Genomic DNA, 24,104 nt, shown 5'->3' with positions numbered 1-24,104 from the left:
GAGGAGAAAGAATGGGATATAATATAGCAATTGACGGACCAGCTGGTGCGGGAAAAAGTACAATAGCAAAAAGAGTGGCGAAAGAGTTGGGATATGTATATGTAGATACCGGGGCAATGTACCGGGCGCTTGCAATCTATTTTCTCAATCAGGGGCTTGGCACAGATGACACAGAAAAGATTGCGGAAGCATGCAAGCATGCGGAAGTGACTCTGCAGTATGAGAACGGCGTACAGCAGGTGTATTTGAATGGTGAGAATGTGACTGGTTTTCTGCGGGAAGAAGCTGTCGGAAATATGGCTTCCGTCACATCGGCAATTCCGGAAGTACGGGCACAACTTTTAGAATTACAAAGAGAGATGGCAAGAACAAAAGATGTTGTCATGGACGGAAGGGATATCGGTACAAATGTGCTGCCGAATGCAGAGGTCAAAGTATACTTGACTGCAAGCGTGCAGACAAGGGCGAACAGAAGATATCTGGAGCTGTCAGACAAAGGACAGGAGTGTAGCCTTGAAGATATTGCTCGTGATATCGAAGAACGAGATACAAGAGATATGAACCGCGAAACTGCTCCATTGAGACAGGCGGAAGATGCTGTGTTGATCGACAGTTCCGATATGAGTATTGATGAAGTGGTAGAAGCAATCAAAAATCTTTGCAAATAGAGGTGTTTATGACAAGGCAAGACGGAAAGAGGATGCTGCTTTTTATCCTGCTCATTTTCTGGATGGGACTGATTTTCTTTTTTTCAGCGAAACCAGCGGTACAGTCTGCAAAGATGAGCACCTCGGTAGGAAAAATGATCGGGAGAGTGGTGGTACCGGAATTTGAAGAGTGGAGCGACACGAAACAAGATGCATTTGCAAAGAAGATCGATTTTGCAGTGAGAAAAAGTGCCCATGCATGTGAATATGCAGCGCTTAGTGTATTGTTTTTTGTGAACTATAAAAAGAAGAGCAGAAAGATAAAACAGATAGTGGGAATGAGTGCGCTAAGTACTGCTCTGTATGCAGTGACAGATGAGATTCATCAGTTATTTGTGCCGGGAAGGAGCGGGCAGATTACAGATGTGATCTTAGACAGCTGCGGTGGATTGATCGGAGCGGTTCTGTCGGCAATCATATTATACCTGATAAGAAAGAGGAAAAAAGATGGAAGTTAGACTTGCAAAAACAGCAGGATTTTGTTTTGGGGTAAAAAGAGCTGTGGAGACGGTGTATGAACAGGCTCAAAAACGAAGCGATGTGAAGATATATACTTATGGTCCGATCATCCACAATGAAGAGGTCGTCAAAGATATGCGAAGCAAGGGTGTTGAGGTGATTTATACACAGGAGGAACTGATGCAGCTGCAAAGTGGTGTGGTGATCATTCGCTCTCATGGTGTCGCGAAAGAAATTTATAAAATTTTAGAGGAACGGGGGCTGAGCTGTGTAGATGCAACCTGTCCGTTTGTAAAAAAGATTCACCGTATTGTTGAAAAAGAGAGTATGGAAGGAAAGCATATTGTAATCATAGGTGATGAGTCACATCCGGAGGTGCAGGGAATCAAAGGATGGGCAGAAAATGACGTCACAGTGATTAAAACAGTGGAAGATGCACAAAAATTTCATGTTTCCTCTGATGTAAAAGTGTGTGTTGTATCTCAGACGACATTTAATTACAATAAATTCAAATATTTAGTTGAAATTATTTCTAAAAAGAGTTATGATATAAGTGTTTTAAATACAATTTGCAGTGCAACGAAGGAAAGGCAGGAAGAAGCTGATCAGATTGCAAGAAAAGTGGATGCTATGATCGTAATTGGAGATAAACATAGTTCCAACACGCAAAAGCTATTTGAAATATGTGATAAAGCATGTAACAATACGTACTATATACAGACACTTGACGATTTGAATATGAATCAATTAAAGTCGGTAAAAACGGTAGGTATTACAGCTGGGGCATCAACGCCCAAGAATATAATTGAGGAGGTTCAAAATAATGTCAGAATTAACTTTTGAACAAATGTTAGAAGAGTCTTTTAAAACAATACGTAATGGAGAGGTTGTAGATGGAACTGTCATTGATGTGAAACCAGATGAGATCATCTTGAATATAGGCTACAAAGCAGACGGTATCATTACTCGCAGTGAGTATACAAACGAACCAAATGTTGATTTGACTACAATTGTATCTGTAGGTGATACAATGACAGCAAAAGTATTGAAAGTAAATGACGGCGAAGGACAAGTGTTGTTAACATATAAGAGATTAGCAGCAGAAAAAGGAAATGAAAGATTAAAAGAAGCTTTTGAGAACAAGGAAGTATTGAAAGCGACAGTAGCTCAGATTCTTGGAGGAGGATTAAGTGTTGTTGTTGATGAAGCAAGAGTATTTATCCCTGCAAGTTTAGTGTCTGACACTTACGAAAAAGATCTTAGCAAATATCAAGGTCAGGAGATTGAATTTGTTATCAGCGAATTCAATCCAAGAAGAAACCGTGTGATCGGTGACAGAAGACAACTTTTAGTAGCTGAAAAAGCAGAATTACAGAAAGAATTATTTGCAAAATTAAAAGTCGGAGATGTTGTGGAAGGTACAGTGAAGAATGTTACAGATTTTGGTGCATTCATCGACCTTGGCGGAGTAGATGGATTACTTCACATTTCTGAAATGTCATGGGGAAGAGTAGAGAACCCGAAAAAAGTATTCCAGGTTGGAGATACTGTAAAAGTTCTTGTGAAAGATATTAACGATACAAAAGTTGCATTGAGCTTAAAATTCCCAGAGACAAATCCATGGGCAAATGCTGCCACAGATTTTGCAGTAGGAAAAGAAGTGACAGGAAAAGTTGCAAGAATGACAGATTTCGGTGCATTTGTAGAATTGGCTCCAGGTGTAGATGCATTATTACATGTATCTCAGATTTCGAGAGCACATGTTGAAAAACCTTCAGATGCATTGTCAGTAGGTCAGGAAATTACAGCAAAAGTAGTTGATTTGAACGAAGCAGAGAAAAAGATCAGCTTGAGCATGAAAGCACTTGAGCCTGAGACAGTTGAAGCAGAAGAAGAGACAGCAGAATAAGGATATCAGTAAATGAATAATGTATAAATAGAGACTACTTGTAGTCTCTATTTATTTGCATGTGTTTATGTGAAAAAAATGTCAAAAAATGAAAGGAAGGAATGTGCGAATGGGATTACTAACATTCAAAGGCGGTATCCATCCGAATGATGGGAAAAGTCTTGCAAAAGACAAGGCGATTGTTACAGTGATGCCGAAGGGAGATTTGATTTATCCGCTTTCCCAGCATATTGGTGCACCGGCAAGTCCGATTGTGTCAGTAGGAGACCATGTGCTGAAGGGACAAAAAATTGCGGAAGCAGGGGGCTTTGTTTCTGCTCCGATACATGCTTCGGTATCGGGAACAGTGAAAGCAATTGAGCCACATTTTAATCCAACAGGTTCAAAAGTGAACTGTATTGTTGTAGAAAATGACGGAGAGTATCAAGAAGTAGAATATACTCCGTCGAAACCACTTGATGAGCTTACAAAAGAAGAAATTTTAAATTTGATCGGCGAAGCCGGAATTGTTGGTATGGGTGGTGCAGGTTTCCCGACAAAAGTAAAACTTTCTCCAAAAGAACCTGAAAAAATTGAATATGTGATAGCAAACTGTGCCGAGTGTGAGCCGTATATCACTGCAGATTATCGAAGAATGCTTGAGAATCCGGAAGAACTTGTCAGTGGAATGAAGGTAGTATTAAAGCTGTTTGACAATGCAAAAGGAATCTTTGGAGTGGAAGATAATAAACCAGATTGTATTGCAAAATTAAAGGAACTTACAAAAGATGAGCCTCGTATGGAAGTCCTTGCGCTGAAAACAAAGTATCCACAAGGTGCAGAACGTCAGCTTATTTTTGCAACAACAGGAAGAGCCATTAATTCCAGTATGCTTCCGGCAGACGCAGGATGTGTAGTAGACAATGTTGAGACATTGATTGGAATTCACTATGCAGTGATAGATGAAAGACCGGTTATGGAACGTATCGTAACGGTCAGCGGAGATGGCGTTAAAGCTCCTGGCAACTTTAAAGTGCTGTTTGGAACAAATCAAAGAGAACTTGTAGAGGCTGCGGGAGGATTTTTGGGTGAGCCGGAAAAAGTGATTTCGGGGGGACCAATGATGGGATTTGCCATGTTTACGCTGGATACTCCGATCACCAAGACTTCATCCTCTATTCTTTGTCTGACAAAAGATGAAGTTGCTGCAAATGAGCCGAGCGCATGTATTAATTGCGGACGTTGTGTAGAAGTCTGCCCGAGCCGTATTATACCGTCAAGACTGGCTGATTTTGCAGAACATCATAATGAAGAGGCATTTACGAAATGGGAAGGACTTGAATGTGTAGAATGTGGTTCATGTAGTTATGTCTGTCCGGCAAAGCGTCAGTTGAAGCAGGCAATTGGTTCCATGAGAAAAATTGCACTCGCAAACAGAAGAAAAAAATAAGAAAAATAAAGGAAGAGGTGAACTAAGGTGAGTGAACAGTTTAATATATCGTCTTCACCACATATACGTTCCAAGGTTACTACGAGCAATATTATGATGTTGGTAACAATTGCCTTGTTGCCGACAACTATATTCGGTGTATATAACTTTGGATTATCAGCGCTAGGTGTAGTGTTAATAACAACAGGAACAGCGGTGCTGACAGAATATCTTTATCAAAAATTAATGCATAAAAAGGTGACTATCCAGGATTTTAGTGCGGTAGTGACAGGACTTCTGCTGGCACTGAACTTGCCGCCGACAGCACCTTGGTGGATGTGCGTACTCGGAAGCGTGTTTGCTATTTTAGTTGTAAAGCAACTGTTTGGCGGATTGGGACAGAATTTTATGAACCCGGCGCTTGGCGCGAGATGCTTCCTGCTGATTTCGTTTACAGGAAGAATGACAACATTTGTATATGACGGTGTATCCGGTGCGACTCCGCTTGCACAGTTAAAAGCAGGCGAAAGTGTAAACACATTTGATATGCTGATTGGAAATACTGCAGGTACGATTGGTGAGACATCTGTAATTGCGATTATGATCGGGGCTATTTTCCTTCTTTTAATGGGGGTGATTGACCTTAGAATTCCAGGTACATATATTGTGACATTTGTTATTTTTATTATCTTGTTTGGCGGACATGGACTAGACCCACAGTATATCACGGCACATCTTTGCGGTGGAGGTCTGATGCTTGGAGCCTGGTTCATGGCAACGGATTATGTGACGTCGCCGATTACAAAAAAGGGACAGATTGTATATGGTGTCTGTCTTGGATTGCTAACTGGTTTGTTCCGTTTATTTGGCGGTTCGGCAGAAGGTGTGTCTTATGCGATCATCTTTAGTAACCTTTTAGTACCATTGATCGAGAAGGTTACTCTTCCAAAACCGTTTGGTAAAGGAGGAGAAAAATAATGAATAAAATTATTAAAAACACATTGATTCTTACTGCGATAACGTTGATTTCCGGTTTGTTGCTGGGAATGGTCTATGAGATTACAAAAGATCCAATCGCGGCATCTCAGGAGAAAGCAAGACAAGAAGCGTACAAAGCAGTTTTAAAAGAAGCGGATAGCTTTGCAGACTACGCTGATTTTGATGAGAAAGAAGCGGCAAAAGCAGTGAAAGATATTTCAGGATGTACGGTAAATGGAGTTGCAGAAGCAAAAGATAAGTCGGGTGAGACAATCGGCTATGTCGTGACGACGACATCCAGTGAAGGATATGGTGGAGATATTCAGATTTCGGTCGGAATCGGAAATGACGGAGTTGTGGAAGGCGTGGAAATTTTAAGTATCAGCGAGACAGCGGGACTTGGAATGAAAGCGACTGAGGCGAAATTCCGTGATCAGTATGTCGGAAAAACTGTGGAAGCTTTCACAGTTACAAAAACAGGTGCAAGCTCAGACGAAGAAATCGATGCGCTCAGCGGAGCTACAATCACTTCAAATGCGGTGACAAACGCAGTAAATGCAGGACTTGCATATTTTAATCATGTAATAGGAGGTAGTGCAAATGAATAAATGTGTGGAAAGACTTTACAATGGTCTGGTAAAAGAAAATCCTACCTTCGTTTTGATGTTGGGAATGTGTCCTACATTGGCTGTTACAACATCTGCAATCAATGGTGTGGGAATGGGTCTGACGACAACGGTCGTTTTGGTGATGTCAAATATGCTCATTTCTATGCTTCGTAAAATTATTCCGGATTCGGTTAGAATGCCGGCATTTATCGTTGTCGTTGCATCTTTTGTTACAATTGTACAGTTTCTTTTGGAAGGGTTCATTCCGAGTCTTTATGACTCACTTGGACTTTATATTCCATTGATTGTCGTAAACTGTATCATCTTAGGACGTGCAGAAAGCTATGCCTCTAAGAATCCGGTTCTTCCATCTATCTTTGATGGAATCGGTATGGGACTTGGATTTACGATTGGACTGACGAGTATCGGAATTGTCCGTGAAGTAATCGGGGCAGGACAGATTTTTGGGAAACAGATTATGCCGTCTTCCTATGAACCTGTGACTATTTTTATTTTGGCTCCTGGGGCATTTTTTGTTCTGGCAGGGCTTGTTGCAATTCAAAATAAAGTGAAGAGAAATGCAGCAAACAAAGGAAAAGAAACAGTGAAAACCGGATGTGGTGAAGGCTGTGCTTCATGTGGAAACAGTTCATGTGGAGGCAGAATATTTCCAACAGGAAATGAAGAATAGGAGGAGTACAGGAAATGAAAGAATTACTTATTATAGCAATTGGTTCCGCATTTGTGAATAATGTTGTACTTAGCCAATTCTTAGGAATCTGCCCATTCCTTGGTGTATCGAAGAAAGTAGAGACAGCAAGTGGTATGGGGGGCGCGGTTATTTTCGTTATTACGATCGCATCATTTTTTACAAGCTTGATTTATAAATTTATTTTAGTGCCAACACATTTTGAATATTTACAGACCATTGTATTTATTCTTGTAATTGCAGCTTTGGTACAGTTTGTGGAGATGTTCTTGAAAAAATCAATGCCTTCTCTTTACAAAGCGCTTGGTGTATATCTTCCGCTGATCACGACAAACTGTGCAGTGCTTGGTGTTGCCCTGACCAACGTTCAAAAATCTTACAGTATTTTGGAAGGTGTTGTGAATGGATTTGCAATTGCTGTTGGGTTTACGGTATCTATTGTAATTATGGCAGGTATTCGTGAAAAAACGGAAAACAATGATGTTTCCCCATCATTTCAGGGGACGCCGATTGTTCTTGTTACAGCAGGACTGATGGCGATTGCGTTTTTCGGATTTTCAGGACTGATTTAAGGAGGACGAAAAGATGAGTGTAACAGGGATTATAATAGCTGCAGTCATTGTGGGCGGTACTGGCTTGTTCATCGGCGCCTTCTTAGGAATTGCAGGCAAAAAATTTGCAGTTGAGGTAGATGAAAGAGAAGAGGCAATCACAGGCGTACTTCCTGGAAACAACTGTGGTGGATGTGGATATGCAGGCTGTTCAGGACTTGCCGCTGCAATCGTTGCAGGGGAAGCAGAAATTGGAGGATGTCCGGTCGGCGGTGCTCCGGTTGCGGCAAAGATTGGTGAAATTATGGGACAGGAAGCAGGAGAACAGGTACGTATGACTGCATTTGTAAAATGTGCAGGTACTTGTGATAAGGCAAATCAGGATTATGAATATTATGGAATTGAAGATTGTAAAATGATGGATTTCATACAAAATGGAGGTCCGAAGTCTTGTAATTATGGCTGCCTTGGGTTTGGAAGCTGTGTAAAGGCATGTCCATTTGATGCGATTCACATTGTTGACGGCGTTGCGGTCGTAGATAAAGACGCTTGTAAGGCATGTGGAAAATGTGTTGCAGCCTGTCCGAAACATTTGGTTGAGTTAGTACCATATGAACAGAAGCATTTAGTGCAGTGCAGCTCGAAGGACAAAGGAAAAGATGTACTGTCTGTCTGTAAAGTTGGTTGTATCGGATGTAAAATGTGTCAGAAAGTTTGTCCGTCTGATGCTATTGTTGTGGAAGATAATATCGCACATATTGACCCTGAAAAATGTACGAACTGCGGTCTGTGTGCAGAAAAATGTCCAAAGAAAATCATTATGTAAATATCAAGGTTCAGCTTACGGCTGAACCTTTTTGAGAGGAAGAGAAATGAAACGTTCTGTGAAAACAATTTTGAAAGAGGCAGCTGCTTTGCTTTGGCAGGATATTAAAAATATGAGAATTGCGATTTTGCTCATTGCAGTTTATTTGGGATTGAATCGCATAGTATTTCCGGTCAGTTGTATCTGGGTAGCAATTACTGGATTTCCCTGCCCGGGTTGTGGACTTACGAGGGCAGGAATAGCACTTTTAAGAGGTGAGTTTAAGGAAGCGTTTCAGATTCACCCTTTTATCTATGTAATTGCAGCATTACTGGTTCTTTTTTGTGTTTATCGATATATCCTGAAGCGGAGTCAAAAGGTGTTTGTAAAGTATGTGCTTGTAGTTGTCATTGCAATGCTTTGCTTTTATGTGTACCGTATGATATTTTTGTTTCCGGGAGAGCCGCCGATGTCATATTACCGAAATAATTTGTTGAGTACTTTTTTCGATAAAGTATTAAAATAAATTGTGAGCGCAGCGAAAATATGGTATGATATCAATGTATAAATCTGATAAGGAGGCACACTATGGAAAATAACTATGAAAATGCACCACAGGAAGAAACACAGTCAACACAGCCGGCTCCTCAGAACGAGGAAAGTACAAATTCAGAGTATTCAAACTCGAACGAAAACATGAATCAAAATTATCAGTATTCATATGGAAATAACGAATACCAGCCAAATGGATACGATAATCAGAATGGATCGAATCAGTATAATCAACCGGACAAAAGCGTAATGTCAATGGGAGATTGGCTGATTACATTGTTAGCTCTTTTAATTCCTTGTGCTGGAATTATTTTATATTTTGTATGGGCGTTTGGAAAAAACGAGAATGAAAACCGTAAAAACTATTGTAGAGCATACTTGATTTATTGGGCAATTACTACTGTGCTTGGTATCATTGTATTCATTTTCTTTGGAGCAATGATATTCAATATGATCAGTGGAAGCGGATATTACGGATATTATTAAAATGTGGACAGGACTATTTTCGGTAGTCCTGTTTTTTCGCAAAAGAAAGTATGAAATCGAACGTGTGGTTGCATAAAAGAATGTGATATGCTAAAATAGACGGAAAGAAAGGAACAAAAACAATGAAGATAAAGAAAAGTGATATTGTATTGATTCTGGTTGTTGTGTGTGTGGCGGCTTCCTGCTTGCTTTTATATATGAGATTCGGAAGAGAGAGCGTTGGAAAAGTGGTAGTGACTGTTGATGGAAAAGTGAAAGGGACTTACAGTCTGTCGGATAACACGGAAGTGCAAATTAACGATACGAATACATTTGTCATTGAGAACCGAGAAGTAAAGATGAAGGAAGCTAATTGTCCGGATCAGATTTGCGTACATCATAAAGCAATTTCGAAAAACAAAGAGACGATTGTTTGTCTGCCAAATAAGGTGGTGATTGAGATTACTACAGGAACAGGAGAAGAGGCAGAGATGGATTCGGTTGCAAATTAGGAGGCACGTTTTGAAATCAAAGGCAGCATATTTCGGAGTATTTATCGCACTTGCATTGATTTTCAGCTATGTGGAGACACTGATACCGATTCAAGTCGGAATACCTGGGGTGAAGCTTGGTCTGGCGAATCTTGTGGTTGTAGTCGTTTTATATAAGATGGGAGTCAAAGAGGCTTATACTTTGGCAGTTGTGCGGGTGATTTTATCAGGTTTTTTATTTGGTAATTTATTTAGCATTGTGTATAGTTTGGCCGGCGGACTTCTCAGTCTGACGGTGATGGTCGCTTTAAAAAGGACAAAAGCGTTCAGTTTGCTTGGAATCAGTGCGATGGGAGGCGTTTTTCACAATGTTGGCCAGTTAATCATGGCTGCTCTTGTATTGGAGAGTTTGAGCATTGGATATTATCTTCCGGTTTTACTTATATCGGGGCTTGTGACAGGAATTTTGATTGGTATCATCTCTGGTGAGATGTTAAAAAGATTGAACAGAATAGAAATGTAATGGAGGAAATATGATTTCGTATATAAGAGGAGAACTTTCTGCAATTGAAGAAGATAAGATTATTGTAGATGTGAATGGAATAGGATATGGAATTTTTATGCCGGGGCAATCTATGGGAATGCTCCCGCCGATTGGCGAGGAAGTGAAGATTCACACCTATTTGAATGTACGTGAAGATGCGATGCAATTATTTGGATTTTTGACGAGAGACGATTTAAAGATTTTTAAACTGGTGATCGGTGTAAGTGGTATCGGTCCGAAAGGCGGATTGAGCATTCTGTCTCAGCTGAGTCCGGATGATTTGAGATTTGCCGTGCTGGCGAATGACGCGAAAGCGATCTCGGCGGCGCCGGGAATCGGAAAGAAAACGGCGGAAAAACTTATTATTGAATTGAAAGATAAACTGAGTGTGGAAGACATCTTGGAAAAAAATTCGGAGACAGTTGAATATGCAGGTGTGGCAGATACTGCGAATGAAGTACAGGCAGAGGCAGTTCAAGCACTGACTGCCCTTGGATATGGAAGTACAGAGTCTATGAAAGCTGTGAAAAAAGTGACAGTCACAGAGGAGACTACTGTGGAAGATGTACTGAAACAAGCGCTGAAGTACATGATGTTTTAACAAAGGCGGAGAATGAAAATGGGAAAGAGAATTATTACAACAGAAAATCTGGAAGAAGATGTAAAGATAGAAAATCATCTTCGCCCACAGCTGTTATCTGATTATATTGGTCAGGAGAAGGCCAAGCAAACATTAAAAATTTATATTGAGGCGGCAAAATCCAGAAAAGAATCTTTGGATCATGTTCTTTTTTATGGACCTCCGGGGCTTGGAAAGACTACATTGGCGGGAATTATTGCAAATGAGATGAATGTGAATTTAAAAGTCACCTCGGGACCGGCGATTGAAAAGCCGGGGGAGATTGCAGCTATTTTAAACAATCTTCAGGAAGGAGATGTCCTTTTTGTAGATGAGATACATCGTTTGAACAGACAGGTGGAGGAAGTGCTTTATCCTGCGATGGAAGACTATGCGATTGATATTATGATCGGTAAGGGAGCAAGCGCACGTTCCATCCGTTTGGATCTTCCGAAGTTTACCTTGGTGGGAGCGACAACAAGAGCCGGTATGCTCACAGCGCCGCTGCGAGATAGGTTTGGTGTGGTCAATCGTCTGGAATTTTATACAGAAAAGGAACTGCAGACGATTATTATGCGTTCAGCAGATGTTTTAGGCGTTGAGATTGAACCGAATGGTGCGCTGGAGATGGCGAAAAGATCTAGAGGAACACCACGTCTTGCCAATCGACTTTTAAAGCGAGTGCGGGATTTTGCACAGGTGAAGTATGATGGCGTCATTACGGAAGAGGTGGCGATGTATGCACTGGATTTACTGGAGGTGGACAGATATGGGCTTGACCACATTGACCGGAATATTCTTCTTACAATTATAGAAAAATTTCAGGGAGGCCCGGTGGGGCTTGACACACTGGCGGCATCTATTGGAGAAGATTCAGGGACAATAGAGGATGTTTATGAGCCATATTTACTGAAGAATGGATTTATCCAGCGGACACCGAAAGGAAGAGTTGTCACAGAATTCGCATACCATCATCTTGGAATTCATTATGAAAAAGAATAAAAGAGTTGTTTTTTTTCATAGATGGTTTATAATAGAAAGATAATTAGGAAAGTTTCAAGGAGGTTTCCATGACATCTTCAAAAAATTACACAGAAGTTATCATAGACGGAAAAGTTTTTACATTGAGTGGATTTGAGAGCGAAGAATATCTGCAGCAAGTATCTACATACTTAAATCATAAGATTTCAGAGTGTGCGAGCAGTGAAGGATATGGAAGACAGAGTGCAGAGACAAGGAATATTTTGTTGGCGCTGAATATCGCAGATGATTATTTTAAAGAAAAGAAGCAGAGCATTGCGCTTGAAAGTGATGTGGAAGAAAAAGATAAGGAAATGTATGATTTAAAGCATGAGCTGATTTCTACACAGATCAAGTTCGAGAATCTGGAGCGTGATCTTGAAAAAGAAAAGAATGAAAATCAACAGCTGCAGATGAAAATTGTGAAGTTGGAAGCAGAGATGAAGAATCATAAAAAATAGGCTGTCATGGGACAGCCTTTTTTAAGGGATAAGGAAATATATGAAAAGAAAAATTGAAATTTTATCGCCGGCAGGATCTTATGAAAGCATGAAAGCGGCAATTGCGGCAGGAGCAGATGCAGTCTATATTGGCGGCAGTCGATTTGGTGCAAGAGCATATGCTGACAACCTGACCGAAGAACAACTATTAGAAGCAATTGATTATGTGCATCTGCACGGAAGAAAGATTTATCTGACAGTAAATACTCTTTTGAAAGAGAAAGAATTAAGGGAGTCATTTTATGAATATTTGCGCCCATACTATGAGAGAGGGCTGGATGCGGTCATTGTACAGGATATCGGTGTTCTGCAATTTGTAAAGGAACATTTTCCGGATTTGCCGATTCATGCAAGTACACAGATGACGATCACGAATGCGCTCGGCGCCCGTTTTTTGGAAGAGCAGGGAGTAGAGCGAGTTGTGACAGCCAGAGAACTTCAGCTGGAAGAGATTAAAAATATCAGAGAAAAGACTGACGTCGAGATTGAGAGTTTTGTACACGGAGCACTTTGCTATTGCTATTCGGGTCAATGCTTATATAGCAGTATGCTTGGAGGGCGAAGTGGAAATCGCGGTCAGTGTGCACAGCCTTGCAGACTGCCGTATAAAGTAAATGGCAGCAAGGAAAGCTCATATGTGCTGAGTCTGAAGGATATTTGTACTTTGGAGTATATACCGGAGCTTGTGGAAGCGGGAATTGATTCGTTTAAAATCGAAGGACGCATGAAAAAGCCCGAATACGTTGCGCTTGTCACTGCAATGTATCGAAAGTATACAGATCAATATTTGGAACATGGGGAGAAAACGTTTTGTATAGATCCCAAAGACAGACAGATGCTCATGGATTTATACAACCGTGGAGGCTCTCATGGTGGCTATTATCATACAAGAAATGGACGCAAGATGCTGTCCTTGGACAGACCAAACCATGCGGGAGTGCCGGCACTGCAGGTAGTTTCACAGAGTGGGAAGACTGTGACGGCAAAAGCAATTACGGACATTCATGCAGGAGATGTTGTGGAGCTTCCGACACAGAATGAGAATTATACATTTTCTGATAGTACAAAGAAGGGGCAGACAATTACGTTTTATTCTCATAAACGCCAGAATATGAAAAAAGGGCAGATTTTGAATCGAACACGAAACGAAAGTCTGATAAACAAAATCCATGATACTATCATATCAAGAAAAGTAAAAGAAAAAATCAATGGAAAATTAATACTTTCTGTTGGAGAACCTGCTAAACTAGAAGTGGTCTATCAGGATTGTACAGTGGATTTGACTGGGGAGCCCGTACAGGAGGCTTTGAATCAGCCGATGCAAATAGAAAGAATTGAAAAGCAGATGCGAAAAACCGGGAACACGGAGTTTGAATTTGAACATTTGCAGATAAATCTTTTGGGGAATGTGTTCCTGCCGATGCAGAGTCTGAATGAACTTAGAAGGAAAGCATTAGATACATTGGAAGATCAGATTCTGCAAAAGACAAGAAGAAAAAGTTCTGATGCTCCAAAATATATGGAAAAATCAGTCGCTGCAGACACAAAATGCAATTGCTTTTATGTTTCTGTAGAAACGAGCGAACAGCTTTTGGAAGTTTTAAAAGAGTCTTCTGTGCAGAGAATTTATCTGGATTGTAATCTTGCGGAGCGCATATGGGAAAATCCGAATCTGAATGACATGATTCAAAGTGTGCATGAACGGGGAAAAACAATTTATCTTGGAATGCCACATATTTTCAGGACAGATGCAAACGTAAAGTATGAAGCTTGTTATGCCCATATTTTTGAAGCGGCTTGGGATGGTGTGCTGATACGAAATTATGAGAGTTATCAGTTTCTGAAGGCACATGGCTACCAAGGCAACATTGTCACAGACTATAATCTGTATCAATTCAATCGATATGCAAAGAAATTCTGGATGGAAGAAGAGGTGGAGGCAACAACAGCGCCACTGGAATTAAATTATAATGAATTAAGAGAAGTAGGGCTGGAAAGCAGTGAACTGGTCGTCTATGGACATGTGCCGATGATGGTGTCAGCACAATGTGTGACAAAGACGGTAGCAGGATGTCGAAAAGAAAAAGGAATACTTGTGATGAAGGACCGATACCAAAAAGAGTTTTTTGTGAAAAACAATTGTGATTATTGTTATAATATCATATATAATTCCTTGCCGGTCGTTCTGACAGATCAAAAACAAGAAATTGAGGACTTGATGCCAAAGGCTATGCGTCTCCAGTTTACAGTTGAAAAGAAAGAGAACGTAAGGAAAGTATTGGACTTATATCGAGCCGTCTTTTTGGAAAATCAGGCAGCAAGAGAACCAGATATGGAATTTACAAGAGGACATTTTAAGAGGGGAATAAAGTAGGTGAGAAATTGGCAAATATTATAGTAGAATGTGCGAAATACCTCATGATCATTTTGATTACGATGTATACATACGAATGCTTCACTGTCTTCGGATATGCGGACGGAGACAAAAAGCGGCGTATTTTGCGGAACCAGAATAAATTGATGTTTATGATACATTTTCTTGCGTTTGCAGGAATGTATTTGAAAATCGGAGAAATAAAGATTTTGATATTTTATGCGGTACAGGTAGTACTGCTTTTGGCAATCATACTGCTGTATACATGGATTTATCCAAAGGCTTCACGCCTTGTAGTCAATAATATGTGTATGCTTATGACAATCGGTTTTATCATGATCACAAGATTGTCTTATAATAAGGCGGTGAAGCAATGTGTTATTGCAGCGGGCGGTGTGGCAATCAGTCTGGCAGTTCCGGTGATCATCCGGAAAGTGAAACAACTCTCCGAGTGGAGATGGCTGTACTGTGGTGTGGGAATTGTTGCATTGGCTGCAGTTGTTGTTGTGGGAACTGAACAATTTGGAGCAAAGCTGGGATTTATGGTGGGAGGTGTTGGAGTCCAGCCTTCCGAATTTGTAAAGATATTGTTTGTGTTTTTTGTTGCATCCAGCTTTTATCACTCCAGAGCATTTAAAGATATTGTGATTACAACGGCATTAGCGGCTTTTCATGTGTTGATTCTGGTCGCATCTAAGGATTTGGGTGCGGCATTGATTATTTTTATTGTGTATCTTGTTATGCTGTATGTGGCCACAAGCCAGCCGTTATATGTATTTGCCGGCCTTGGCGCGGGAGCGGCAGCGTCTGTCGTGGCTTATTATTTGTTTAACCACGTTCGTGTCCGTGTGATCGTATGGCAAGATCCTTTCGCTTCTTATCAGAATGGTGGATATCAGGTGGCACAGTCTTTGTTTGCGATTGGAACAGGGAGTTGGTTTGGAACCGGATTGTTTCAGGGAAAGGCAGATGCGATTCCGGTAGCGGAGACGGATTTTATTTTCTCAGCAATTTGCGAAGAGATGGGACTGATTTTTGCGCTTTGCATCATATTAATTTTCCTAAGCTGTTATGTGATGTTTTTGAATATTGCAATGCAGCTTCATAACCGCTTTTATAAGCTGGTGGCACTGGGACTTGGAACTTGTTTCATTTTTCAGTCATTTCTGACTATTGGCGGTGTGACAAAATTTATTCCGTCAACAGGTGTGACACTTCCTCTGATCAGTTATGGAGGAAGTTCTGTATTGAGCACTTTGATTATGTTTGCAATTATTCAGGGATTGTATATTTTAAGAGAAGACGAGGAAGAAGATATTGAGAGAAGAAAAGAACAACAATTACGAGCACAGAAAAATCAGACAAGACGGCAGGAGACGACAGGAAGACGAAAGAGTCCGCAAGACACGCAAAGGACAACAATCAAGAGAAGAAGTACCGCCGGTGAAAAAAAGAACGAGCGCGAAAAAGATGCAGCAAGACGGCCGCAGAGAAGAGAAAAAACGAACAAAGAAAAAGAAATCAACAAACAAAGAATTCGCTAGGGTGACATATTTTTTTGTGACACTTTTTCTGGTAATGATGGGGTATCTTGTATATTTTAATGTTGTGCGAAGCAAAGAAATTATCAACAGTCCTTATAATGTGCGTATGGATTCCCTTTCTGACCGAGTTGTAAGAGGAAGTATTTTAGATAAAAACGGAGAGGTGCTGGCTGAGACAGTAGTTGCGGAGGATGGAACCGAGACAAGAAATTATCCTTATGGAGATGTGTATGCACATGTAGTAGGATATGATTCAAAAGGGAAGTCAGGACTGGAATCCGTGGAAAATTTTGATTTGCTGACATCAAATGCTTTTTTTGTAGAGAAGATTGTAAAAGAATTTAAAGAAGAAAAAAATATTGGCGACAATGTAGTTACAACGCTTGAGAGCAAACTTCAGCAAGCAGCCTATGATGCATTGGGAGACCATAAGGGGGCAGTTGTTGTCATGGAAGCAAGCACAGGAAAGATACTTGCCATGGTGTCCAAACCGACATTTGATCCAAATACCATTTCGGAAGACTGGGAATGGCTTACTACAGATGAAAACAGTTCGCTTCTGAATCGTGCGACACAGGGAGCGTATGCGCCGGGATCTACCTTTAAGTTAGTCACAACATTAGAGTATATGCGTGAATATTCGGATTTTGAAAATTATAGTTATTATTGTGAAAGTGAGATCACCCATGAAGGGACGACGATTCACTGTGCGGGAAACAGGGCGCATGGTGAGGAAAATTTAGCGGATTCGCTTGCCAACTCCTGTAACGCATCTTATTCTAATATTGGTCTGATGTTGGATAAAGAAGCGTACAGAAAAACGGCAGAAGAGTTGTTGTTTAATAAAAAGCTTCCGTCTGTACTGCCTTACAGCCAAAGCAAATTTCGTGTGGACAAAAACACAACAGACAGTGAAATTATGATGACAGCAATTGGTCAGGGAAAAACACAGATTAGTCCGTACCATATGACGCTTATTTCGGCTGCAATTGCAAATGGAGGGACATTGATGAAACCATATTTGGTTGATCATACCGAAAATTATACAGGAACGACAGTTAAGAAAAATGTTCCGGAGATATACGAAACGCTTATGACTTCGGAAGAAGCAGCAAAACTGAAAGAGTATATGGAAGGTGTTATCGATCATGGAACGGGGACGGCGCTTAGCGGAGAAAGCTATACGGTAGCCGGAAAAACAGGGACAGCAGAATACAGCAGTGATAAAGAAAAATCCCATTCGTGGTTTACAGGGTTTACCAATGTAGACAATCCAGAACTTGTAATCAGTGCGGTGGTAGAAAGTGCAGACAATTCCGGAATGAGTGCAGTATCGGTTGCAAAACAGGTTTTGAATGCGTATTACTATTAAATAATTGAGGGATCCATATGAAATATTATCATAATCTGTATTTAAGTGATGAATTAAAAGAAAAAAAAGAGGGAATCATATATAAGTTAGAGCATGATAAAATACAGTTAAATAAATATGTGATTGTTCTTGCAGAAAATGCGAATAATAATCTTGAGTTTTACGATACGGCATTGTTGCTGCAAAGGGGCTGGAAAAAGCGAAGGCTACTTGTGGTTGGCATTGCAGATGGTTTTGAAGAGGCACTGTACTTAGTGGAAAAGATTGCACAGGAAGTGTATGATGTGACAGGAGATATGAAAATACGCAAGTATTTGCTAGAACAGCAAAAAAAGTTTGAAGAGGGAAAAGTGTAGGTGCAGACATGTTCCAGATTATATTATGGATTTTGAAAATCATAGGAATTCTTCTGGCAGCAATACTGGGAATTGCAGTATTGCTCATTTGCATTGTGCTTTTTGTGCCTGTCCGGTATCGAATTGAGGCGGAAAGTGCAGGGACATTTGAAAGTATCGACGCGCATGCTCGGTTTTCGTGGCTTTTACATTTGTTTTCCGGATATTTTAAATATCAAAATGGCGAATTTTGCTGGCAGATTCGAATCGGCTGGAAAAAACTGAACCAGACAGAGCACATTGAAACGCTCCAAAATGAGACATACAGAGAAAAAGAGTCTGAGAAGGAACAAGAAAAAAGAGACGAAGAAGTGCCTCAGAAAGCAGAGCCGACAAACATTCCAACGAAAAAAGAACCGCAGGAAAAGAAAGTGAAAAGAAACCGCACAGCAAAGAAGTGTGGAGAAACGGCAGAAAGTGAGAAAAAGGAAAAACAATCTTTGCTTCAAAAGATAAAATATACATATCAGACAATGTGTGATAAGATAAAAGTGCTTTTGGAGAAAAAAGAAAAATTAACAGAGTTTCTTGCGGAGCCCATTCACAAAGCGGCATGGGGGCGTTTGAAAAAAGAATTGTTCAGAATTCTTCGGCTTTTAAGACCGAGGAAATTTACAGGCGCTGTGCGATTTGGATTGGAGGATCCCTACGATACGGGGAGGATACTGGCTGTGCTGAGTATGCTTTATCCGTTTTATGGAGAACATATAGATATCTATCCGGATTTCGAATATCGGATTTTAGAAGGGCACCTTCTGATTAAAGGGCGTATCCGAGGAATTTATGCAGTGATTGTTTTGTGGAATTTATTTTTTGATAAACAGGTCAGAACCACATATGAACATATAAAAACGTTTAAATTATAAAATATGCGAGGAGGAATACAAAATGGAGGATAACAAATTTAATGCAACAGTAGAAGCTTTATTTCGTGGGATGGACAGTGTTGTTTCGTCAAAGACTGTTGTCGGTGATGCAATTCACATTGGCGATACTATCATTTTACCATTGGTAGACGTTTCATTTGCGGTGGGAGCCGGTTCATTTCAGGGAGATAAAAAGGAAAAAGGCGCCGGTGGACTTGGCGGAAAGATGTCACCGTGTGCGGTGCTTGTGATTCAAGACGGAAAGACAAAACTTGTAAATATCAAAAATCAGGATACGATTACAAAAATTTTAGATATGGTTCCTGATGTGGTTGATCGGTTTTCTTCTAAAAAAGAGGAGAAAGTAACGGAAAAGGATGTTGCGGATATGTTGAACGACGCAGAATAATTTGGAAGAATGAGACATATAATAAAAAGAGGATACACTACATGGAGTAGAGCAATGAAAAAAGTAATTGGGTTTGCATTATTTTTTATTGCAGTTGGAATGCTGATTATGCTGATGCTGCCAAATGTCTTTGTTGGTCTTGTGTTGATTTTTATATGTCTCATAGTTGGATATAATTTATTTTGTGGATAATAATAGATGCACAAAAAAACGAGATGATTCTTCATCTCGTTTCATTCTGTGTAAAATTAAGCACGTTCAACTCTGCCAGATTTTAAACATGAAGTACATACATACATTTTCTTTGTATTTCCGCCTTCAGCTTTTACTCTTACTGATTTTACGTTTGATTTCCACATCTTTGGTGTTTTTCTATGAGAGTGACTTACGTTATTTCCGAAATGAGCACCCTTTTCACAAATAGCACATTTAGCCATGATTGCACCTCCTAACGATATTAATAGTCATACCAGACTCACAACACAAATTATTTTAGCAGAAAAAAGTTTAATTTGCAAGTACTTATTTAACAATTTGAAGAAAGGTTTTATAAGTTGTTGTAAAAACTGGCAAAACAGAGTATAATATAAACGTTAAGTATGCATAAAAAAGAAAATCCATAACAAAAATTGGAGGGAATAGATATGAAAGGATGTATGAGTACAGAATTAGGAATCATTACAATTGCACCGGAAGTCATTGCAAAATATGCGGGAACTGTAGCTGTGGAATGCTTTGGAATCGTTGGTATGGCGGCAGTAAGTGTAAAAGATGGTCTTGTAAAGCTTTTGAAAAAGGAAAGCCTGACACATGGAATTCAGGTGGAAATTTCAGAAGATAATAAGATTACTTTGAATTTCCATGTAATCGTATCCTATGGTGTGAGTATTTCAGCCGTTACCGATAATTTAATCAGCAACGTAAAATATAAAGTAGAAGAGTTCACCGGAATGACAGTGGATAAGATTAACATTTATATTGAAGGCGTAAGAGTAATCGATTAATTTAAGGAGGAAGTGATTGTGGCAACGAAGACAATAAATGTAGAGATGCTCGCAAAGATGTTTTTGGCAGGCGCCGGAAATATCGAGGCAAAAAAAGAATTTATAAATGAATTGAATGTTTTTCCGGTACCGGATGGGGATACAGGAACGAACATGTCGCTTACGATCATGGCAGCGGCAAAAGAAGTTTCGGCATTGGAAAAACTTAATATGAAGGATTTGGCAAAGGCGATTTCATCTGGGTCTTTAAGAGGAGCCAGAGGGAACTCAGGAGTAATTCTTTCACAGCTTTTCAGAGGATTTACAAAAGCAATCAAAGAAGTCAAAGAGATTGACTGTTTGATTCTTGCGAACGCACTTGATAAGGCAAAGGAGACTGCCTACAAAGCGGTTATGAAGCCGAAAGAGGGAACGATCCTGACTGTTGCACGTGGAATTGCAGATAAAGGCTGGGAACTTGCAGAAGAGACAGATGATTTGGAAGTGTTCATTCCAGAGATTATCAAGCATGCAGAACATGTGTTATCGAAGACTCCGGATATGCTTCCGGTATTAAAAGAAGCTGGGGTGGTTGATTCCGGCGGACAGGGACTTTTAGAAGTGTTAAAGGGTGCATATGACGCATTTTTAGGGAAAGAGATTGATTACAGTGCGATTGCTTCCAGCACAGGTGCTGCTGTGACAAAGGTCAGCGCAGAGGCGGCAACAGAGATCAAATTCGGTTACTGTACAGAATTCATCATTATGGCAGAGAGAGAATTTACAGAGGAAGATGAGAAAACGTTCAAGGCATATCTGGAGTCTATCGGTGATTCAATCGTATGTGTGGCAGATGATGAAATTGTAAAAGTACATGTACACACCAATGACCCTGGACTTGCAATTCAAAAGGCACTGACATATGGGCAGCTTTCTCGTATGAAGATTGACAATATGCGCGAAGAGCATGAAGAAAAATTGATCCGCGATGCGCAGAAGCTTGCGAAAGAACAGAAAGAAAAGAAAAAAGAGGCTCAGAAAGAGTTTGGCTTTATTGCCGTTTCCATCGGAGAAGGTCTGAATGAGATTTTTAAAGAGCTTGGAGTGGACTATATCATTGAAGGTGGTCAGACAATGAATCCAAGTACAGACGACATGTTGAATGCGATTGATGAAGTCAATGCAAAACATGTATTTATTTTCCCAAATAACAAAAATATTACATTAGCGGCAAACCAGGCAAAATCTTTAGTGAAAGATAAGGAAGTAATTGTTATTCCTACAAAGACGGTTCCGCAGGGAATTACTGCAATCATTAATTTTGTTCCGGATTTATCGGCAGAAGAAAATGAAGAAGTCATGTTAGAAGAGATCAAGAATGTCAAGACCGGACAGGTAACATATGCAGTGCGAGATACACATATCGATGACAAGGAGATCCACAAAGATGATATCATGGGAATTGGTGATTCCGGTATTATTGCAGTGGGAACTGATATCGCAGCGACGACAAAAGAGATGCTGGAAACACTTGTGGATGAGGATTCGGAATTGATCAGTATCTACTATGGAGCAGATGTCAGCGAAGAAGACGCAGAAAAACTGACAGCGGAGATTGAAGAAAAGTATCCAAGTGTAGATGTGGACACACATTTTGGAGGTCAGCCGATTTACTATTATGTATTGGCAGTAGAATAAGAGTGACAAAAACGGGAGAAGTGATATCTCCCGTTTTTTCTGAAACAGGAGACAGAAATATGAATGAGCAATCAACGATCAGCTCACTGAAAGGGATTGGCGAGAAGACAGAAAAATTATTCCAAAAATTAAATATTTTTACGATTGGAGATTTGCTTCGACATTTTCCGAAAGGATATGAAGTGTATGAGGAAGCAACCCCGATTGCAGAGATAGACGAGGGCAGAACTGTGACGGTCACAGGTGCGATTTACGGGAAAGTACAGGTCTCTGGCAGAACAAGTATGCAGGTTACAACCATTTATGTGAAGGATATCACTGGAACTTTGCGTGTTGTCTGGTTCCGAATGCCTTTTTTGCGAAATACGTTTCAAAAAGGGGGTGTGGTCACACTACGTGGAAAAGTCGTGCGGCGAAAAGGAACACTTCTTATGGAACAGCCGGAAATTTTTTATCCGAGTGAGTTGTATGAGGAGAAGATAAACACGTTGCAGCCCAATTATGCATTGACAGCCGGACTTACGAACAATGCTGTCGTCAAAGCGATGAAACAGGCAATTTCCTATTTGGATTTGAAGCAGGATTTTCTTCCGCCGGATGTTCGAACCCGCTATCATCTTGCGGAATATAATTATGCGATACAGGGAATTCATTTTCCGGTAGACAAAGAGGAATTTTATACTGCCAGAGAGCGTCTTGTGTTTGAAGAATTTCTTGTGTTTATTTTGGCACTGCGGCAAATGAAGGAGAAAAATGAAAAAAGTAAAAATACATTTTCATTTGCGATTGCCGAACCGGTGGAACAATTCATGCATAAACTGCCATATGAACTGACAGGCGCTCAGCAAAAAGTCTGGGAGGAAATCAAGGCAGACCTAAACGGAGCGCATGTGATGTCAAGGCTTGTGCAGGGGGATGTCGGCTCCGGAAAGACGATTATTGCCTTGCTTGGTCTTTTGCTTGCCGCTGTCAACGGCTATCAGGGAGCATTGATGGCGCCTACAGAAGTGCTTGCAAAACAGCATTTTGAGTCTATTTGTGAAATGTTAGAAAAACATCAGATTCCGGTTTGTGTGGAACTTTTGACAGGGTCTATGACTGCAAAAGAAAAAAGGATGGCATATGAGCGGATTGCATCAGGAGAAGCACAGATTATTGTTGGAACGCATGCACTGATTCAGGAAAAAGTAAAATATCATTCTCTGGCGTTGGTAGTGACAGATGAACAGCACCGATTTGGCGTGAAACAAAGAGAAAAGCTTGCTGAAAAAGGAAACACACCACATATTCTTGTGATGAGTGCAACTCCGATTCCGAGGACTCTTGCAATTATCCTGTATGGGGATTTGGACATCTCTGTCATCGATGAGCTTCCAGCCAACCGTCTACCGATTAAAAATTGTGTGGTAGATACTAATTATCGAAAGACGGCCTATCAGTTTATGAAAAAACAGGTGCTGGAAGGACGACAGTGCTATGTCATCTGCCCAATGATAGAAGAGAATGAAAATCTGGAGGCAGAAAATGTAATAGATTATGCGAAGACACTGCAAGAAGAGATGGGGGAGAACATTCAGGTGGCATATCTGCACGGAAAGATGAAGCAGTCAGAAAAAGATGTGATCATGGAGCAGTTTGGGAAACGGGAAATTCAGATTCTTGTCTCTACGACCGTTATTGAAGTAGGAATCAATGTTCCGAATGCGACGGTGATGATGGTGGAAAATGCAGAACGTTTTGGGCTTGCACAGCTTCATCAGCTTCGAGGACGTGTGGGGAGAGGAAAATATCAGTCATACTGCATTTTTATGAGTGCATCAAAGTCGAAAGAGACGAAAGAGCGTCTTTCTATTTTGAATAAATCGAATGATGGATTTTTTATTGCGAGTGAAGACTTGAAGCTTCGCGGCCCGGGAGATTTGTTTGGTATTCGTCAAAGCGGGATTTTGGATTTTAAATTAGGTGATGTATTTCAGGATGCAAAGATTTTGCAGCGTGCAAGCGAGGCGGCGGAACAGCTGATTTCGGAAGATGAAAACTTGGAAAAGCAAAATCACCAGAATATTAGGGAGTATTTACAGAAATATATCCGGGAAGGAATGCTTGAAACAACGCTTTAAATCACATGACAGAATTTG

28 protein-coding genes are annotated in these 24,104 nt (G+C 40.4%); 27 read left to right on the top strand and 1 reads right to left on the bottom strand.

What is annotated here, in order from left to right:
* Window positions 1-11: 11 nt before the first annotated feature.
* The 24 genes from cmk to BQ5364_RS18095 all read left to right on the top strand — a co-directional run bounded on the left by cmk (window position 12) and on the right by BQ5364_RS18095 (window position 19,477).
* Window positions 12-668, top strand: a complete 657-nt coding sequence (gene cmk, locus BQ5364_RS10150; protein ID WP_022250401.1) for a (d)CMP kinase — start codon at window positions 12-14, stop codon at window positions 666-668.
* 8 nt (window positions 669-676) lie between these two features.
* Entirely contained in the window at window positions 677-1,165 is a 489-nt protein-coding gene (locus tag BQ5364_RS10145; RefSeq protein ID WP_071144249.1) for a VanZ family protein, read from the top strand.
* Window positions 1,155-2,009, top strand: coding sequence for a 4-hydroxy-3-methylbut-2-enyl diphosphate reductase (gene ispH / locus BQ5364_RS10140; RefSeq protein WP_004613788.1), 855 nt, complete (start codon window positions 1,155-1,157; stop codon window positions 2,007-2,009). The genes BQ5364_RS10145 and ispH overlap by 11 nt, the downstream gene beginning before the upstream one ends.
* Window positions 1,990-3,075: a 30S ribosomal protein S1 gene (rpsA, locus tag BQ5364_RS10135; protein ID WP_004613787.1), complete on the top strand. Its 1,086-nt coding sequence runs from the start codon at window positions 1,990-1,992 to the stop codon at window positions 3,073-3,075. Before ispH ends, rpsA begins: the two co-directional genes overlap by 20 nt.
* A gap of 109 nt (window positions 3,076-3,184) precedes the next feature.
* Window positions 3,185-4,504 carry an electron transport complex subunit RsxC gene (gene rsxC / locus BQ5364_RS10130; protein WP_044987710.1) on the top strand — a complete coding sequence of 440 codons (1,320 nt, stop codon included), beginning with the start codon at window positions 3,185-3,187 and terminating at the stop codon, window positions 4,502-4,504.
* Between the two features lie 27 nt (window positions 4,505-4,531).
* Window positions 4,532-5,461 (top strand): RnfABCDGE type electron transport complex subunit D, encoded by a 930-nt coding sequence (locus BQ5364_RS10125; RefSeq protein ID WP_022250398.1) that lies wholly within the window; start codon window positions 4,532-4,534, stop codon window positions 5,459-5,461.
* Window positions 5,461-6,069, top strand: coding sequence for an RnfABCDGE type electron transport complex subunit G (locus tag BQ5364_RS10120; RefSeq protein WP_004613784.1), 609 nt, complete (start codon window positions 5,461-5,463; stop codon window positions 6,067-6,069). Before BQ5364_RS10125 ends, BQ5364_RS10120 begins: the two co-directional genes overlap by 1 nt.
* Window positions 6,062-6,760: an RnfABCDGE type electron transport complex subunit E gene (locus tag BQ5364_RS10115; RefSeq protein ID WP_004613783.1), complete on the top strand. Its 699-nt coding sequence runs from the start codon at window positions 6,062-6,064 to the stop codon at window positions 6,758-6,760. Before BQ5364_RS10120 ends, BQ5364_RS10115 begins: the two co-directional genes overlap by 8 nt.
* Before the next feature lie 14 nt (window positions 6,761-6,774).
* Entirely contained in the window at window positions 6,775-7,350 is a 576-nt protein-coding gene (locus BQ5364_RS10110; RefSeq protein WP_004613782.1) for an electron transport complex protein RnfA, read from the top strand.
* A 13-nt stretch (window positions 7,351-7,363) separates the two neighbouring features.
* Window positions 7,364-8,155, top strand: a complete 792-nt coding sequence (locus tag BQ5364_RS10105) for an RnfABCDGE type electron transport complex subunit B (RefSeq protein WP_004613781.1) — start codon at window positions 7,364-7,366, stop codon at window positions 8,153-8,155.
* Window positions 8,156-8,201: 46 nt separating this feature from the next.
* Entirely contained in the window at window positions 8,202-8,660 is a 459-nt protein-coding gene (locus BQ5364_RS10100) for a DUF2752 domain-containing protein (protein WP_071144248.1), read from the top strand.
* A 62-nt stretch (window positions 8,661-8,722) separates the two neighbouring features.
* A complete protein-coding gene (locus BQ5364_RS18330; RefSeq protein WP_004613779.1) occupies window positions 8,723-9,172 on the top strand; it encodes a hypothetical protein in 450 nt (149 codons plus the stop codon).
* A 122-nt stretch (window positions 9,173-9,294) separates the two neighbouring features.
* The gene (locus BQ5364_RS10090) at window positions 9,295-9,663 is read left to right on the top strand and encodes a NusG domain II-containing protein (protein ID WP_004613778.1); all 369 of its coding nucleotides are present in this window, start codon (window positions 9,295-9,297) and stop codon (window positions 9,661-9,663) included.
* Window positions 9,664-9,673: 10 nt separating this feature from the next.
* Window positions 9,674-10,165 carry a Gx transporter family protein gene (locus tag BQ5364_RS10085; RefSeq protein ID WP_022250395.1) on the top strand — a complete coding sequence of 164 codons (492 nt, stop codon included), beginning with the start codon at window positions 9,674-9,676 and terminating at the stop codon, window positions 10,163-10,165.
* A gap of 10 nt (window positions 10,166-10,175) precedes the next feature.
* Window positions 10,176-10,787 carry a Holliday junction branch migration protein RuvA gene (gene ruvA, locus BQ5364_RS10080; RefSeq protein WP_004613776.1) on the top strand — a complete coding sequence of 204 codons (612 nt, stop codon included), beginning with the start codon at window positions 10,176-10,178 and terminating at the stop codon, window positions 10,785-10,787.
* 18 nt (window positions 10,788-10,805) lie between these two features.
* Window positions 10,806-11,807 carry a Holliday junction branch migration DNA helicase RuvB gene (gene ruvB, locus BQ5364_RS10075; RefSeq protein ID WP_022250394.1) on the top strand — a complete coding sequence of 334 codons (1,002 nt, stop codon included), beginning with the start codon at window positions 10,806-10,808 and terminating at the stop codon, window positions 11,805-11,807.
* A 68-nt stretch (window positions 11,808-11,875) separates the two neighbouring features.
* Complete coding sequence (locus tag BQ5364_RS10070) at window positions 11,876-12,286, top strand: cell division protein ZapA (protein ID WP_004613774.1); 411 nt, start codon at window positions 11,876-11,878, stop codon at window positions 12,284-12,286.
* A 40-nt stretch (window positions 12,287-12,326) separates the two neighbouring features.
* Window positions 12,327-14,699, top strand: coding sequence for a U32 family peptidase (locus tag BQ5364_RS10065; RefSeq protein ID WP_022250393.1), 2,373 nt, complete (start codon window positions 12,327-12,329; stop codon window positions 14,697-14,699).
* Window positions 14,700-14,707: 8 nt separating this feature from the next.
* Window positions 14,708-16,243 (top strand): FtsW/RodA/SpoVE family cell cycle protein, encoded by a 1,536-nt coding sequence (locus tag BQ5364_RS10060; protein WP_022250392.1) that lies wholly within the window; start codon window positions 14,708-14,710, stop codon window positions 16,241-16,243.
* Window positions 16,244-16,280: 37 nt separating this feature from the next.
* Window positions 16,281-17,615 (top strand): peptidoglycan D,D-transpeptidase FtsI family protein, encoded by a 1,335-nt coding sequence (locus BQ5364_RS10055; RefSeq protein ID WP_083382964.1) that lies wholly within the window; start codon window positions 16,281-16,283, stop codon window positions 17,613-17,615.
* 17 nt (window positions 17,616-17,632) lie between these two features.
* Window positions 17,633-17,971, top strand: coding sequence for a hypothetical protein (locus BQ5364_RS10050; protein ID WP_004613770.1), 339 nt, complete (start codon window positions 17,633-17,635; stop codon window positions 17,969-17,971).
* Window positions 17,972-17,979: 8 nt separating this feature from the next.
* Complete coding sequence (locus BQ5364_RS10045) at window positions 17,980-18,876, top strand: DUF2953 domain-containing protein (RefSeq protein ID WP_004613769.1); 897 nt, start codon at window positions 17,980-17,982, stop codon at window positions 18,874-18,876.
* Between the two features lie 22 nt (window positions 18,877-18,898).
* Entirely contained in the window at window positions 18,899-19,285 is a 387-nt protein-coding gene (locus tag BQ5364_RS10040) for a GerW family sporulation protein (RefSeq protein WP_004613768.1), read from the top strand.
* 54 nt (window positions 19,286-19,339) lie between these two features.
* Window positions 19,340-19,477: a hypothetical protein gene (locus BQ5364_RS18095; RefSeq protein WP_022250390.1), complete on the top strand. Its 138-nt coding sequence runs from the start codon at window positions 19,340-19,342 to the stop codon at window positions 19,475-19,477.
* A gap of 56 nt (window positions 19,478-19,533) precedes the next feature.
* On the opposite strand, the gene rpmB is transcribed toward BQ5364_RS18095, so the two are convergent.
* Window positions 19,534-19,722 (bottom strand): 50S ribosomal protein L28, encoded by a 189-nt coding sequence (rpmB, locus tag BQ5364_RS10035; RefSeq protein ID WP_004613766.1) that lies wholly within the window; start codon window positions 19,720-19,722, stop codon window positions 19,534-19,536.
* Window positions 19,723-19,929: 207 nt separating this feature from the next.
* On the opposite strand from rpmB, the gene BQ5364_RS10030 reads away from it, so the two are divergent.
* From BQ5364_RS10030 to recG, 3 genes are read left to right on the top strand one after another with little or no spacing between them, the layout of a single operon-like run.
* Entirely contained in the window at window positions 19,930-20,289 is a 360-nt protein-coding gene (locus BQ5364_RS10030) for an Asp23/Gls24 family envelope stress response protein (RefSeq protein WP_004613765.1), read from the top strand.
* Between the two features lie 18 nt (window positions 20,290-20,307).
* Window positions 20,308-21,966 carry a fatty acid kinase ATP-binding subunit FakA gene (locus BQ5364_RS10025; protein WP_071144247.1) on the top strand — a complete coding sequence of 553 codons (1,659 nt, stop codon included), beginning with the start codon at window positions 20,308-20,310 and terminating at the stop codon, window positions 21,964-21,966.
* Window positions 21,967-22,025: 59 nt separating this feature from the next.
* Entirely contained in the window at window positions 22,026-24,086 is a 2,061-nt protein-coding gene (gene recG / locus BQ5364_RS10020; RefSeq protein WP_071144246.1) for an ATP-dependent DNA helicase RecG, read from the top strand.
* Window positions 24,087-24,104 lie beyond the last annotated feature (18 nt).

Source organism: Coprococcus phoceensis (assembly GCF_900104635.1).
Lineage (GTDB): Bacteria > Bacillota > Clostridia > Lachnospirales > Lachnospiraceae > Faecalimonas > Faecalimonas phoceensis.
This window is presented reverse-complemented; position numbering and strand designations above follow the sequence as displayed.